The 13,892-nt window shown below is 33.4% G+C and carries 15 protein-coding genes; 14 read left to right on the top strand and 1 reads right to left on the bottom strand.

All coding sequences use genetic code 11. The annotated features are described in order from the left end of the window. Positions 1 to 12: 12 nt before the first annotated feature. The 11 genes from ACFELY_RS00235 to fdxA all read left to right on the top strand — a co-directional run bounded on the left by ACFELY_RS00235 (position 13) and on the right by fdxA (position 10,349). The gene (locus ACFELY_RS00235) at positions 13 to 471 is read left to right on the top strand and encodes a DNA polymerase III subunit chi (RefSeq protein WP_375333289.1); all 459 of its coding nucleotides are present in this window, start codon (positions 13 to 15) and stop codon (positions 469 to 471) included. Between the two features lie 292 nt (positions 472 to 763). Beyond that, complete coding sequence (locus ACFELY_RS00240; protein ID WP_375333290.1) at positions 764 to 1,645, top strand: glycine--tRNA ligase subunit alpha; 882 nt, start codon at positions 764 to 766, stop codon at positions 1,643 to 1,645. Beyond that, a complete protein-coding gene (gene glyS / locus ACFELY_RS00245) occupies positions 1,642 to 3,786 on the top strand; it encodes a glycine--tRNA ligase subunit beta (RefSeq protein WP_375333291.1) in 2,145 nt (714 codons plus the stop codon). The genes ACFELY_RS00240 and glyS overlap by 4 nt, the downstream gene beginning before the upstream one ends. Before the next feature lie 189 nt (positions 3,787 to 3,975). Continuing rightward, positions 3,976 to 4,962 carry an L-threonylcarbamoyladenylate synthase gene (locus ACFELY_RS00250; protein ID WP_375333292.1) on the top strand — a complete coding sequence of 329 codons (987 nt, stop codon included), beginning with the start codon at positions 3,976 to 3,978 and terminating at the stop codon, positions 4,960 to 4,962. Beyond that, entirely contained in the window at positions 4,959 to 5,870 is a 912-nt protein-coding gene (gene ftsY, locus ACFELY_RS00255) for a signal recognition particle-docking protein FtsY (RefSeq protein ID WP_375333293.1), read from the top strand. The genes ACFELY_RS00250 and ftsY overlap by 4 nt, the downstream gene beginning before the upstream one ends. Before the next feature lie 128 nt (positions 5,871 to 5,998). Then, positions 5,999 to 7,204: a CCA tRNA nucleotidyltransferase gene (locus ACFELY_RS00260; RefSeq protein ID WP_375333294.1), complete on the top strand. Its 1,206-nt coding sequence runs from the start codon at positions 5,999 to 6,001 to the stop codon at positions 7,202 to 7,204. 348 nt (positions 7,205 to 7,552) lie between these two features. Continuing rightward, positions 7,553 to 7,987 (top strand): nucleotidyltransferase substrate binding protein, encoded by a 435-nt coding sequence (locus ACFELY_RS00265; RefSeq protein ID WP_375333295.1) that lies wholly within the window; start codon positions 7,553 to 7,555, stop codon positions 7,985 to 7,987. 9 nt (positions 7,988 to 7,996) lie between these two features. Further along, complete coding sequence (locus ACFELY_RS00270; protein ID WP_375333296.1) at positions 7,997 to 8,437, top strand: nucleotidyltransferase domain-containing protein; 441 nt, start codon at positions 7,997 to 7,999, stop codon at positions 8,435 to 8,437. A gap of 60 nt (positions 8,438 to 8,497) precedes the next feature. Next, positions 8,498 to 9,346, top strand: coding sequence for a metal ABC transporter substrate-binding protein (locus ACFELY_RS00275; protein WP_341759255.1), 849 nt, complete (start codon positions 8,498 to 8,500; stop codon positions 9,344 to 9,346). Continuing rightward, on the top strand, positions 9,331 to 10,032 hold the full coding sequence (locus tag ACFELY_RS00280; protein ID WP_375333297.1) for a heme ABC transporter permease: 702 nt from the start codon (positions 9,331 to 9,333) through the stop codon (positions 10,030 to 10,032). The genes ACFELY_RS00275 and ACFELY_RS00280 overlap by 16 nt, the downstream gene beginning before the upstream one ends. After that, positions 10,029 to 10,349, top strand: a complete 321-nt coding sequence (gene fdxA / locus ACFELY_RS00285; RefSeq protein ID WP_341753043.1) for a ferredoxin FdxA — start codon at positions 10,029 to 10,031, stop codon at positions 10,347 to 10,349. The genes ACFELY_RS00280 and fdxA overlap by 4 nt, the downstream gene beginning before the upstream one ends. Here the strand turns inward: fdxA and ACFELY_RS00290 are convergent. Continuing rightward, complete coding sequence (locus tag ACFELY_RS00290; RefSeq protein WP_375333298.1) at positions 10,346 to 11,587, bottom strand: MFS transporter; 1,242 nt, start codon at positions 11,585 to 11,587, stop codon at positions 10,346 to 10,348. The genes fdxA and ACFELY_RS00290 overlap by 4 nt on opposite strands. 462 nt (positions 11,588 to 12,049) lie before the next feature. On the opposite strand from ACFELY_RS00290, the gene ACFELY_RS00295 reads away from it, so the two are divergent. The 3 genes from ACFELY_RS00295 to ACFELY_RS00305 are packed head-to-tail and all read left to right on the top strand — an operon-like array spanning position 12,050 to position 13,889. After that, a complete protein-coding gene (locus ACFELY_RS00295) occupies positions 12,050 to 12,745 on the top strand; it encodes a VirB8/TrbF family protein (protein WP_375333299.1) in 696 nt (231 codons plus the stop codon). A gap of 1 nt (position 12,746) precedes the next feature. Beyond that, positions 12,747 to 13,493 (top strand): P-type conjugative transfer protein VirB9, encoded by a 747-nt coding sequence (virB9, locus tag ACFELY_RS00300; protein WP_341759259.1) that lies wholly within the window; start codon positions 12,747 to 12,749, stop codon positions 13,491 to 13,493. A gap of 36 nt (positions 13,494 to 13,529) precedes the next feature. Next, entirely contained in the window at positions 13,530 to 13,889 is a 360-nt protein-coding gene (locus tag ACFELY_RS00305; protein WP_341749485.1) for a cation:proton antiporter subunit C, read from the top strand. The last annotated feature ends 3 nt before the right edge of the window (positions 13,890 to 13,892 follow it).

Genomic DNA, 13,892 nt, shown 5'->3' on the forward strand with positions numbered 1-13,892 from the left:
AAGAGAAAAATCATGCAACAATTTAGTTTTTATCACACTACTGAAGGATTAGTATATAAAACAAGCTGTCTTTTAGTAGAAAAATCTTACCATAGCAATTTGAGAATTGTGGTTTTAGTTCCAGATATTGAAGTGCAAGAATCACTAAATAAGATGATATGGACTTATTCTAGAAAACAGTTTATTCCGCATGGTAGTAAACTTGATCCATTACCAGAAAAGCAACCAGTCTATATTACTCATCAGTTAGAGAATCCTAATCAGGCTACCATCCTAATAATTATTGCCCCATTTGATATACAAGAAATTCTTAATAACAAAAATTTTGCACATTTTCAGAGAGTAATTATAATATACGAGGCTTTAGATAATTTAAGTTTAATAATTAAAACAATAAGTGAACTAACTATTGCAACACCGATAATTGATTGTTATAAACAGAGTCCAATGGGAACGTGGAGTAAGATTTAATATACTAATCAGGTTAGTATTAGTTCGTCATTGCGAGGAGCTGCTTTGCGGCGACGCGTCAATCTATAAAATAGATTAGAAAGGATTGCCGCGTCGCTACTAAAGTAGCTCCTCGCAATGACGTATGTACCTATAATTCGTCATTGCGAGACCATGTAATGGTCGAAGCAATCCATTTTTAATCTCTTTTCTGGATTGCTTCGTCGCCGCAAAGCGGCTCCTCGCAATGACGAACTAATAGTAATCAGGTTAGCTATATTATTTTTTTGAAGGAACAAATAAATTTACCAATATGCAAAAATTATCATTTCAACAAATTATCATGACCTTGCAAAATTATTGGCAGGATTATGGCTGTGCAATTTTACAACCATATGATGCTCACGTTGGAGCTGGCACTTTTCACCCTGCCACTGTATTACGAACTCTTGGTAAAAAACCTTGGTTTGTAGCTTTTGTTCAACCTTCTCGGCGTCCTCATGATAGTAGATATGCCATGCATCCTAATAGAATGCAGCATTATTATCAATTTCAGGTTATACTAAAACCATCTCATGACGATATACAACAACTATATTTAAAAAGCCTTGAATGTCTTGGTATAGATTTGCAAAAACATGATATTAGGTTTGTTGAAGATGATTGGGAGTCTCCTAGTCTTGGAGCTGCCGGACTTGGTTGGGAAGTATGGTGTGATGGTATGGAAGTATCGCAATTTACTTATATGCAACAAATTGGTGGTATTGATTGTCGCCCAGTGGCTGGTGAGATTACCTATGGTTTAGAGCGTCTGGCACTTTATATACAAGGTATCAATGAAGTTAAAAATATTGACTGGAATGGTCAGGTTGGAGAAAAAGCTTTAACCTATGGTGAAGTAGATTTTGCTGCTGAAAAGCAATTTTCTAAGTTTAATCTAGAATTAGCTGACACAGCAATATTATCTCAGCATTTTATTGATAGTGAAAAACAATGTAATGAATTAATTGCCGCAGATTTACCGTTACCAGCCTATGATTATTGTATTCAAGCTAGCCATCTTTTTAACCTGTTAAATGCTCGGGGAGTAATTAGCGCAACAGAGAGAGCCTCTTACATACTCAGGATACGTAATTTGGCAAAAATATGCTGTCATAAATGGTTAGAACTAGAAGATAAAGAAGAATTAATATGAGTGAGTTATTATTAGAGCTTTTTAGCGAAGAGATACCAGCTTTGATGCAAAAAAATGCAGCCGAAGCTTATAAAACTATATTTACAACAATCTTACAGGAAAGTGAGATTGTTGCTGATGTTCAGGTATTTATTGGACCTAGGCGTATTGCTATATATATTACAAATTTACCGAAATTTATACCAGCAAAAGAAATTATCATAAGAGGACCAAAAGTTTCGGCAGCACAACAAGCTATAGAAGGATTTTGTCGAGCAAATAATATTGAGCAAAATAAATTGTCTACGCTATTAGTGCAAGGGCAATTATATTATATAATAGTAAAGAGTACCGCAGAAACCGATATACGAATATTATTGCAAGAGATAATTCCTAAAGCAATTAGTAAGTATATTTGGTCAAAATCTATGTATTGGGGGAATTATGATATAAGTTGGATTAGACCGCTTAGGAATATTTTATGTATATTTGATGGTGAAATACTAGCAATTAAATATGGGCATTTGACGGCAAATAATATTACTTTTGGGCATAGATTTCTTAGTCCCAAACCGATTGTTATAGGCAGTTTTTCTGAATACCAGAACAAGCTACGGGAAAGTAATGTCATTATTGATCAACAAGAACGCAAGGAGATAATAAAAAATCAGCTATCAGAAATAACCAAACCACTTAATTTAGTAATAAAAGATGATGAGAGATTATTAGAAGAAGTAACAGGGCTAGCAGAATTGCCAGTGGTTATGGTCGGTAAAATACCTGAGATATTTTTAACGTTACCTAGTGAAGTACTGATTAGCTCAATGCGTACCCATCAGAAATATTTTAGTACTTTTGACCAGGCTGGTAATTTCGCTCCTTATTTTCTTTTTGTTAGTAATATGCGACATGATCAAAATATTATAGTAAGTGGTAACGAAAAGGTATTGGCTGCTAGATTATCTGATGCTTTATACTTTTATCAGCAGGATTTGTCTAACAGCTTAGAATCTAGATTATTAAAACTTGAGCAGATAACTTTCCACGCAAAGATTGGTAATATAAGACAAAAAACGGAGAGAATCGCTAATATTTGTAATTATATAATAGACTTCCTGGATAAGTCAGAGATAGTTGAGGGATTTTTAGGAGAAACGAAGCCGAGTACCGCAGCGTACATAGACGTACGTGAGGAACGGAGGCGATTTTCGACGACAAAATCACCAACTAGATCGACTTATCCAGGAAGTCAGGATTTGCAAATAGCAGCTAGAATTTGTAAAAGCGACCTAACAACGGAAATGGTGGGAGAATTCCCCGAATTGCAAGGTATTATGGGATATTATTACGCCAAATCTGAAGGGTTAAATGATCAGATTGCCTTGGCAATAAGAGACCATTATAAACCACAAGGTCCATCGGATAGTTTACCAATGGGGGATACTGCAATATTGGCTATTGCCGATAAATTGGATAGTTTAGTAGGTTTGATATTAATAGGAGAAGAACCAAGTGGCTCAAGAGATCCTTACTCACTTAGACGACAAGCATTAGGTATTATTAGGACAATTTTAGCTAATAAACTAACTATTAATATTAAGCAATTAGTGGCGTATGTAATTCAGCTATACTCTGAAGAGAACATAACATATAATAAAAGTAGTCAGATAATTTTAGAGTTTTTAGAAGAGCGAGCCAAGTATTATTTCAAAAATCATTATGATCTATCGTTAATTAATGCCGTGCTTGATTTTGATATTGAAGGAGATTTAATGATTAGCGAAATAAAGCTTAGTGCTTTACAAAAGTTTCTAGCTGGATATGAGGGTAAGAATTTATTAACTATTTACAAAAGAGCAAATAATATATTAGAAGGTAATAATATAGCAGGAGATGTTAATCAGGAGGCTTTTATTTCACCATATGAGCAACAATTATTTTTATCGTTGGGAAACGTTTCTAAGCAAATAGACATATCCATTGCCGAAAAGGATTTTACTAAAGCATTGAGAGGACTACTGGAAATGTTGAAACCTATCAATGATTTTTTTGATAATTTGATGGTTAAAGATGAAGATCGTAAAATTGCTAATAATCGTTTATTGTTATTAAAAATGGTTAGACAATTATTTAATAAATTAGCAAAATTTAGTGTTTTATGATTAGTACAAATGAATTAGATTGGTGTCTTAAACGCCATTGTGAGGAGTCGTTTTTTGGTTCAATCGTCATTGCGAGAAGCCACTTTGGTGGCGACGAAGCAATCCATATGATAAGCTTCATGGATTGCCACGCTCACGTACGTTCGCTCGCAATGACCTTTAAGTTAGGCAATTAGGGAAAGGAGATAAATGTTGACGACAAAATTACCCACTAAATTGAGTTATGTAGCAAGTCTATTAGATCAGGCTGCCAAATTTATTAAATCTGGTAATATAGTAGCCTTTCCCACAGAAACAGTATACGGACTTGGAGCAGATGCTAGTAACGAACAGGCTTGTCAGAAAATTTTTAAGGTAAAAAAGCGTCCAAGCATAAACCCTCTGATTGTTCACGTGGCAACCATGAGCCAAGCTAAAACTATCGGGGAATTTAATGCAGATGCTCTTAAATTAAGTGAAGTATTTTGGCCTGGACCTTTATCGATTGTTGTGCCATTAAAAAGTGAAGCCAATATCGCTAAATCAGTATTAGCCGGACTAACAACGGTTGCACTCCGTATACCATCGCATAATATTGCTTTGGAGCTAATAAGAAAATCTGACACACCGATAGCGGCACCTAGTGCTAACCCATCAGGTTACATTAGTGCTACTACTCTAGATCATGTAAAAGAGCATTTTTCAGGTGAGAAAGATGTTTTTATTTTAGAAGATAATTCGAGTGATTATAAGTGTCAATATGGTATAGAATCAACCATAGTAGATAGTACTACTAATAACTTAACTATTTTGCGAGACGGTTTTATTACGTTGGAAGCGTTAGAGAAGGTTCTTGGTAAGAAAATAGACAAAGCTCCTTCCTTGATACAAATTAAAGCCCCAGGGATGATCAATAAACATTACTCACCAAAAGTGAAAATGAGACTGAATGCAGAGAGTTTGGAAGCTAATGAGGTAGGTCTTAATTTTGCTAATAGTAAGCTGGATGGCAATTTCTCGCTTAATTTAAGTTTAACTGGAGACTTAATTATCGCTGCTAGCAACTTATTTGCCAGTCTTAGAATATTGGATAATTATGCAGAATTAAATGGATTAGCAATTGCCGTTGCCTCTATCCCACAAATTGGTATCGGTGTTGCAATTAATGACAGACTTAAAAGAGCGGCAATAAAATGACCTCTATATTTACTAAATTAAAACAGGTATTAGTCAATAGTTCCAATAAAATATCTTCGGGCATTGACCAAATATTTTATAAAAAAAAACTAGATGAGCAAACTTTAAGTGAATTAGAGGAGTTGTTAATATCGGCAGATATAACTGCTTCTGTGGCAATAGAACTGGTCAATAAACTAAGAACTATCAAATTTGATAAAGAAGTAAGTAGCTTGGTAATCAAAGAGCAGCTTGCCAACATTATCGAGCAATTATTGATCAAGGCTAGTAAAAATTTTGAATTACACGATAAAAAGCTTAATGTCATATTAGTCTGTGGCGTTAATGGTTCAGGAAAAACTACCACAATAGGTAAGCTGGCTAGTATTTATCGTAAACAAGGTAAGAAAGTAGCAATTGCCGCTTGTGATACATTTAGAGCCGCCGCTGTTAATCAATTATCTAGCTGGGCTGATAAAAGTGGTTCAATGTTTATCACTGGCGAAGAATCAGCTGAACCTGCTAGTGTTGCTTATCTTGCTATGCAGTCTTCCATAAAAAATGATGTGGATATATTATTTATTGATACAGCTGGTAGGTTACATAACAAGAAGAATTTGATGGAAGAACTTGCAAAAATTGTTAGGGTTATTAAGAAAATTGATGATACAGCTCCCCACCATAGTATATTAGTAATTGATGCAACTACTGGACAAAATATCTATAACCAAGTCGAGCAATTTACTGCTATTGCTAATATAACAAGTCTGATAGTTACTAAATTAGATGGTACGGCAAAAGCTGGTGTAGTGGTTGGTGTGGTGCAAAAATTCGCCTTACCAGTATGTTTTTTAGGGATAGGAGAGAAGGTAGATGATTTAAAGCCGTTTGATCCGGCTGCATTTGCTAGTAGTTTAGTAGGGAATTAAATTGGCATCATTGCGGGGAGCTACTTTAGAACAATGAAGCAATCCATAACAAAAATCCAGATGTCACCCCTGCGTAAGCAGGGGGCTAGATTCAGCACCGAAGCGGGAATGACAATAGTGGAACTATAATGAATATTATAACAAGAGAATTATCTATTCAATCCAATTATTACAAAGAAATTTTGTCAATAATTAGACTAGGTGGTGGAGTGGCAAGGGTTGTCGGGGGAGCTGTTCGTGATGCTATCCTTAATGTTGTCAATTATGATATTGATATAGCAACCAATTTATTACCGCAGCAAGTAACAGATATTTTATCAGCAGCCAACATTAAGGTTATCCCAACTGGCATAAAATACGGTACAGTTACAGCTTTATTAAATAATGAAACATTTGAGATTACTACACTTAGAAAAGACATGAAATGTGATGGTCGGCACACGGAAGTTGTTTTTACTGACGATTTTATGGAGGATGCTGCTAGAAGAGATTTTACTATTAATGCACTAAGTTATTGTCCATTTGAGCATAAAATTTATGATTATTTTGGTGGAATAGACGATTTACAACAATCAAAAGTAATATTTATCGGAGAGGCATTTGCACGAATTCAGGAAGATTTTTTACGTATCTTACGTTTTCTTCGTTTTTCCTGCTATTATGCAAGACAATTAGACCTTAATGGGTTAGATGCTTGTATTAAATTGCGAGAAAATCTCAAATTCTTATCAAAAGAACGGGTAAAATGGGAGATGGACAAATTGATTATCTCAGATAATAGTCCAAATATTTTGCAGCAAATGTTTGATAATGGCATATTGCAAATAATATTACCAGTTAGTAAGTTTGATAAAAAACCTTTGATGGAAGCAATTAATTGCGGTTCCTTAGAGCCTTACGCTAGATATTCACTTTTATTCTACCACATAAAGAACTTATCACTAAGTGATTTATTAAATTTAAAATTTTCTCGGCAACAAGCAAACAAAATCATTACTATATATAGGTTTATAAATCAAGAAATCAACGAATTTACATTACGAGAAATTTGGTGGGAAACTGCAGATTATCCTGCTAATTATCTACAATGTATAAATATCTTGCTATCATTAGGCAAATTAAACAGAGCTACAGCAAATAAATTTCTAGATACATATAAATCCAAACCACGACCAATATTTCCAGTAAATGGGCATGATTTACAGAAAATAAATATTCATGGTAAAGATATTGGCACAGTGATAGGTAAATTAAAAAAATCCTGGATAGAAAGTGATTTTACGCTTAATAAGCATCAATTACTTGAATTATACTCAAATGATTTGAAGAATTAGAATAATTATCATACAATAAATTCTTAAGGCACTGAATTAGGAAAATGCTATAGTCAATTCAAGAAAATTTGGGGCTAGGAGCGATGGAGCAACACATAAGTGTCAGTTTAAGAAAACAATAATTGAAAAACCGTCATTGCGAGGAGACCGTAAGGTCACGAAGCAATCCAGAAAAGTGATTAGAAATGGATTGCCACGCCACCTACGGTGGCTCGCTAATAGACGACTTTTCTACTTTATTTTTTAAACTGACGCCTATGTGGAGCAACGCCTATAAGTAATAGGCGAGCATTGAGAGACAACATCTCCAACTTCTCCTCAATTGACTATATTAGATACAGAGTTAATATGACTATACTTAGTAACTTAGAAAAACCTCGTTGGTTATATCGTTTTGATAATTTTAAACGTGCTTTTGCTTTATTACGTGAGGCTATATATATAATGCGAGAACGTAAGGTAAGCCAGTTAGAACAAGAAGGAATTATTCAACGTTTCGAATATACATGGGAATTGACATGGAAAGTGCTTAAAGATTATCTGGAATATAAAGGTGTTGTACTGGAAACCGTTACCCCAGCTGATGTAATTAAAGCATCAATAGCTGCTAACTTAATCAACAATGGTGAAATATGGATGGATGCTCTAGATTCTCGTAATAAAATGTCACATACTTATGACTTCAAAAAATTTGAGAAGATTATTATAGATATTGAAAAAAATTATTACCCTGAATTAGAGAGCATGAATCTAAAAATGTTGGAACTTGCCAGCAGAATATAGAAGGTAAAGATGTCTAACCATGGATTAAGTGCAAAACAATTAAATACACTGCGTAGTATTTTGTTGCCCTTCTCAGAGAAAATCGATCGTGTTGGTTTATTTGGTTCACGTGCTACTGGTCTTTACCGTCCTAACTCCGATATTGACTTAGTAATTTATGGCTCACTTGATGAGAAGACTATGGATCGTATATTTACGCTACTTAATGACAGTAATTTACCAATCAAAATAGACTTACAAGTTTATGATTTGATCACCTGTTCTCCTCTTAAGGATCATATTGATAATAATATGTTGTTGTTATTTACACATGATCATTTTATAGTCAATTCAGGAAAATTTGGGGCTAGGAACGATGGAGCGACGCCTATAAGTAATAGGCGAGCATTGAGCGACAACGTTCCCAACTTCTCATCAATTGACTATACAGATAAAAATCAATGTTTATAGTAGTAAACTAACGTCTGTTAGTGAACAAATTATTTATTCATCATAAAAAAATTAAAAAAAATGAAAATTAATATTAGTGCTAGCATTTTTATTGCTATAATTATCATATTATTTAATTATGGAGCTTTTGCAAGTAGAAGTAAGGTGAAAATTGTTACTAGTATCACCCCACTAGCAAGCATTATAGCGATGTTAGTGAAAGACCAGGCAGAAATTGTTGCTATTGCCAATAACAATGATTGTCCGCATCATTATAATTTAAGACCTAGTGATCTTAAAAAAGTTAAAAATGCAGATATTGTATTTTATATAGATGAGCAATTTGATGGCTTTGCTGGCAAATTAATGAATGGTCATAGTAAAAATGTCATTAAAATTAGTAATTTTAATGGGTTAAGAGTTATTAGTAATAATTCTTATGATAATTGGCATATTTGGCTTGATTTAGACAATGTAAAACTATTATTAGAACAATTATTTCAGGTATTATCTCAACGATTTCCTGAGATTAGTTCAGCTATTTACCAAAATCTTGAAGAAGCAAAAAAACAAATAGAGGAGCTTACGAAAATCAAACATCAAAGATTAACGTCTTTAACAGACGTTATCTTACTTAGTGACAGTCTAGAATATTTTTTTAATAATAGCCAAAAAAATGTTGCAAGATTATATAGCTCTGATCAGAAAAGTCTGAGATATATCAGTAATCTTGAGCATTTATTAAGCATGTCCAATAGTAAATGTTTATTACTAAGTACAGAGCAAGATGTTGCTCTTTATAAAAATTTTAAAGTAGAAGTAGTGGAGGTTGAAAGTGAGAATTGGCAAGCGACTAACATCAATAGTGATTTATTTTATAATCAATATTTAAAAATAATTAATCAAGTGTCTAAATGCTTAAATTATTAAATCCTTATTTTTTTAGTAAGCTAGTACGAACCATGTTACCATTATTGCTAGTTGCAATGTTAGTAGTAATGGGGTTGGGGTTATACCAAGCTTTGATAGTATCGCCACCAGATTACCAACAAGGTGATATGGTTAGGATTATGTATGTTCATGTACCAGCTTCTTGGATGGCACTAGGTATTTATACATTTATAGCTATTTGTAGTTTGTCTAACCTAGTGTGGAAAACTAAAATGTCCTTCTTAATGGCAGTAGCAGGTGCTCCTATTGGGGCAGTTTTTTGTATGATTAGTATAGTAACAGGGGCATTATGGGGAAAGCCTATTTGGGGAACTTGGTGGGTTTGGGATGCTAGACTTACCTCAATGTTCGTATTATTCTTACTATATTTAAGCTATATCGTGGTGGTGAATAGTGGTGATAGGATAAGCCGTACTGAAAAACCAGCCTCGGTGATTGCTTTAATTGGCTTTATCAATGTTCCCATAGTAAAATTTTCGGTAAATATTTGGTATAGTTTACATCAGCCAGCAAGCGTTTTAAGGCTAGGTAGTCCGACTATCGATAATTCTATGTTATTACCCTTAGTGCTAATGTTTATAAGTGCTATACTATATTTTCTATTAGTATTGGGTTTGAGATCTTGCATGTTAATTGCTAAATTCAAGGAGTATGACAATTTATGACTTATGTTGTTACCGATGAGTGCGTAAAATGTAAATATACTGATTGCGTAGAAGTATGCCCTGTCGATTGCTTTTATGAAGGGGAGTTAATGTTGGTAATTAATCCCGACGAATGTATTGATTGTGGAGTATGTGAGAGTGAGTGTCCGGTTAAAGCTATTAAGCCAGAATCAGAACAGCTGATTGACTGGATAGAGAGAGCTAAGTTTTTTTCCAGTAAATGGTCAAATATTACGGTTAAGAAACCAGCCCTACCGGATGCAGATAAATATCAAAACGAGAAAAATAAATTCGAAAAATATATGGAGAGAGCTTAACTTTTACGTATCTTTAAAAAGGCTAATACAAATAGCATGCTAAATAAGGTAGTGAATAAAAAAAGATTGGACCAATCCATATAGTTTGCACAAATACCGGATAAACAGGATAAAATAATACGTACAAAGGAGCTAAAAGAAGAAATAATTGAGTATTGCGTGGCGATCAATTCGCCATTACATAAACTAGAAAGATAAATAACAAGAGTGGTATTACCAAGTCCGCAACAGAAATTCTGTACAGTAATTGTTATAGTAAATATAACTAGATCATGACCTACTATAGATAAAAACATTAGCATTAAGGGGGATAGTAATTGTAGAATACCGCATATTAGTAAACCTCGAGATATCCCTACTTTTGTAGTTAGAATACCGCTAATAATTCCCCCTAAGGTCATTAGCATGAATCCATAGGTTTTTGAAATAGAGGCAATTTCTTGGGAGGTAAAGGATAAGTCAATAAATAAGGGAGAGCTCATTGCCATAGTAATTGAATCGCTTGCTTTATATAGAAAGACAAACAGCATAATCAATATCCAATTTGGATGGTGTCGTTTTAATAATAGTAAGCTATCACCAATGATTTTAGAATATTGGCTAAATGAAATTAAATTAGTAAAAATATGTTCAGTTTTTTTTGTAGCAGGCTCTTGCATGCATAAGATTATTAGTGGGGCAGCCATTGTTATAAAAAAGGTACATAGATATACGCAGTACCAATTAAAGAAGCAAGAGACATATAATGCTCCTGTACTATTAATCAGCATTCCTATGCGAAAACCAGTGCCACTGAAAGTTGTAGCAACTGAAAGCTCTTCCTTTGTTACAGAGCGTTCTATACGATAGGCATCTAAAATAATATCTTGAGTTGCCGCACAACAAGAAATAGTAAAATTTAAAATGGCAGTAATAACGATGTTAACAGGGGGAGCTATAATTAAAAATCCACTAGTAGTAACTAATAAACATCCTTGTACAGCTATTGCCCATCCTCGACGTTGACCAAATTTTTTACATATAATAGGTACAGAATATTTATCAATAAATGGCGCTAATATTGGTTTTAGACAATATGGCATAGAGGTTAGAAACATTAAGCCAATAATATCAGTTGAATATCCTGCTTGTGATAATTGGTAATGAATAGTAAATGTGACCAATGAAAAATTTCCTCCCGCCACTATACCTAGCAAGAAGAAACAAATAAAATAAGAACTTATGTGATTAGTTAACATTCAGGAGTTATATCCACCTTTTAGTCTTGGAAGATTAAATACCACAATTCCCTTCTCATTTCAATATAAATGCGATTTTAGGATAAGGAAAGTCTAATCATTTCCCTGGATTGCTTCGTTGCTATTAAAGTAGCCCTTCACTAATAGACATCTGTGAATTTAGCATATATGTTAGTCGGGTTAGCTATATAAAAATGGCTAATAATCTTATTTTTAATCTGAAAAATAAGATTATTAGCTAAAAATTAAGTTAAAATGCATTCGTAGAACCGCTTCAAGAATGCATTTTTCCTTATTGCTTTAACAGTTTTTGGATTAGAATTTTTAAATTCTAATCCAAAACTTAGGTATAAAAGAATAATTTTTATAAAAAAATAATAACTTCTTTGCTAATATGTGCTAGAATCCGATATTAGGTTCTGTACACAGAGCTTAATTAAGGTAATCAATTATTTTAGGCTAATGGATAAGGTATTAAGTTCTGTTCAAGAATATATTAAGTCTGGTGAATATTTTGTTGATGCTAGAAGATGGTATAATTTTGAATACCTATATCCGCTTGTACAAAGATCATTTTTGTTGATATTTACTGTAGTTTTCTTTGTATTATTTCTAGCTGTGGTGGTTAATTTTCAGACTTTATTACCAGCAGTTCGACAGGTAAGATACGCAATTAGTGCTGAATCTCTTAAAAGTGCGACGATAACTGATGCTAATCATATAAAAAATGATGCTATCAATTCTATTGCAGATATTATGATTAGAAATTACGTGATACACAGAGAATCTTATGATTATGATTTTCTTCGCCCCCAGTTTATATTTATTCAGAATAGTTCTACACGTATAATATTTAGACAATTTGCCAATTTTATGAATATTGACAACTCATTGTCACCAGTTATGCGTTACCAAAGATCCTTAAGGCGTTCTGTTAATATATTATCAGTGGTTTATCATAAAAATAATAAGGCTGAGGTCATATTTACATCGATAGCAAAAAACTCCGCTAATGATATTTTGGAAAATATGGTGTGGCAAGCAACAATAAATTTTGAAATAGATGCCATTAACATCCATTTACCTCCTAACTCAAATTTTAATTTTGTGGTTACTGGTTACAGACTTAAGTTAATAGAAGATAAAAGTAAGAAATAAGATGAAGCGATTAATAATATTGTTTGTGGTAGTATTTTCTGTAAATACTGCTTTGGCTGTTAGAGAATCTAGACCATTGCCGATCGATAGCAGAATTAGGGTAATGGTGTATAGTCCCGATGATGTATTTAAGTTCACCGGATACTACGGTTATCAGGCTAGTATAGAGCTAGCAAAAGAGGAAGAAATAGTTAGTATTTCCATGGGGGATACTACTTCTTGGCAAATAGTACCAGCTGGTCATCGAATTTTCATTAAGCCAATGGAACAAGATGCTACAACTAATATGACGATTATTACTAACAAGCGAACTTACTTTTTTGAACTATATGCTGCAGAAGCTTCGGATATGAGAGATCCAGAAATGGTTTTTAATTTAAGATTTATCTATCCTGATGATGAAAATTCAGGGGATTATTTGCAAACTTATGTTACATCCTCAGCTAACCTAGATTTATCTCATCCTGAGAAATATAATTTTAATTATTCGATAAGTGGTAATGAATCGATTGCCCCAATTAAAATTTTTGATGATGGAGTGTATACTTACTTACAATTTAGAGATAAAAATGCTGAGTTACCAGCTATTTTTGCAGTTGATGAAGCTCTTAGAGAATCGATGGTAAATTATCGACTTGCCCAAGATAATGCTAATATGGTAATTATCGAACAGGTATTTCGCAAACTGTCAATACGTCATGGTAAGAAAATAGTATGCGTGTTTAATGAAGCATTTAAACCGTATTAATTAAGTTAAGGAACAATGTTTTTAGAAGCTATATATATCTCAAAAATTTTATATTTTTTAACACTGCTCGTATTAACTAGTGGTTTGTTTATAATGTTAATCAGTGATAATTATGTTCGTAAAATCATAGGGCTTAGTGTTATGCAAAGCTCTGTGCTAATTTTTTACCTGATGCTTGGTAAGGTAAATGGGGGTATTGTGCCAATTGAGCGTAGTTTACTGCAGAATTCTCAGCTTTATGTAAGCCCATTACCTCAGGTGCTAATGCTCACGGCTATTGTTGTTGGTTTTGCTACATTGTCATTAGGGCTTAGCTTAATTTATCGTATCTCTAAGCAATTTAATACTATATCGGAGCATGAAATTAATTCTAGCGAAGCGACTCCGAATGATTGAAAT

It is taken from the genome of Candidatus Tisiphia endosymbiont of Xenochironomus xenolabis (assembly GCF_964264705.1).
GTDB lineage: Bacteria > Pseudomonadota > Alphaproteobacteria > Rickettsiales > Rickettsiaceae > Tisiphia.

What these genes read in the sequence shown, in the direction of transcription:
- ACFELY_RS00275 (WP_341759255.1), top strand. Translation starts at nt 8,498, where the DNA reads ATGAAAATTAATATTAGTGCTAGCATTTTTATTGCTATAATTATCATA.
- ACFELY_RS00295 (WP_375333299.1), top strand. Translation starts at nt 12,050, where the DNA reads ATGGATAAGGTATTAAGTTCTGTTCAAGAATATATTAAGTCTGGTGAA.
- ACFELY_RS00290 (WP_375333298.1), bottom strand. Translation starts at nt 11,587, where the DNA reads ATGTTAACTAATCACATAAGTTCTTATTTTATTTGTTTCTTCTTGCTA.
- ACFELY_RS00260 (WP_375333294.1), top strand. Translation starts at nt 5,999, where the DNA reads ATGAATATTATAACAAGAGAATTATCTATTCAATCCAATTATTACAAA.
- ACFELY_RS00240 (WP_375333290.1), top strand. Translation starts at nt 764, where the DNA reads ATGCAAAAATTATCATTTCAACAAATTATCATGACCTTGCAAAATTAT.
- ACFELY_RS00235 (WP_375333289.1), top strand. Translation starts at nt 13, where the DNA reads ATGCAACAATTTAGTTTTTATCACACTACTGAAGGATTAGTATATAAA.
- ACFELY_RS00250 (WP_375333292.1), top strand. Translation starts at nt 3,976, where the DNA reads ATGTTGACGACAAAATTACCCACTAAATTGAGTTATGTAGCAAGTCTA.
- glyS (WP_375333291.1), top strand. Translation starts at nt 1,642, where the DNA reads ATGAGTGAGTTATTATTAGAGCTTTTTAGCGAAGAGATACCAGCTTTG.
- ACFELY_RS00265 (WP_375333295.1), top strand. Translation starts at nt 7,553, where the DNA reads ATGACTATACTTAGTAACTTAGAAAAACCTCGTTGGTTATATCGTTTT.
- ftsY (WP_375333293.1), top strand. Translation starts at nt 4,959, where the DNA reads ATGACCTCTATATTTACTAAATTAAAACAGGTATTAGTCAATAGTTCC.
- fdxA (WP_341753043.1), top strand. Translation starts at nt 10,029, where the DNA reads ATGACTTATGTTGTTACCGATGAGTGCGTAAAATGTAAATATACTGAT.
- ACFELY_RS00270 (WP_375333296.1), top strand. Translation starts at nt 7,997, where the DNA reads ATGTCTAACCATGGATTAAGTGCAAAACAATTAAATACACTGCGTAGT.
- virB9 (WP_341759259.1), top strand. Translation starts at nt 12,747, where the DNA reads ATGAAGCGATTAATAATATTGTTTGTGGTAGTATTTTCTGTAAATACT.
- ACFELY_RS00280 (WP_375333297.1), top strand. Translation starts at nt 9,331, where the DNA reads ATGCTTAAATTATTAAATCCTTATTTTTTTAGTAAGCTAGTACGAACC.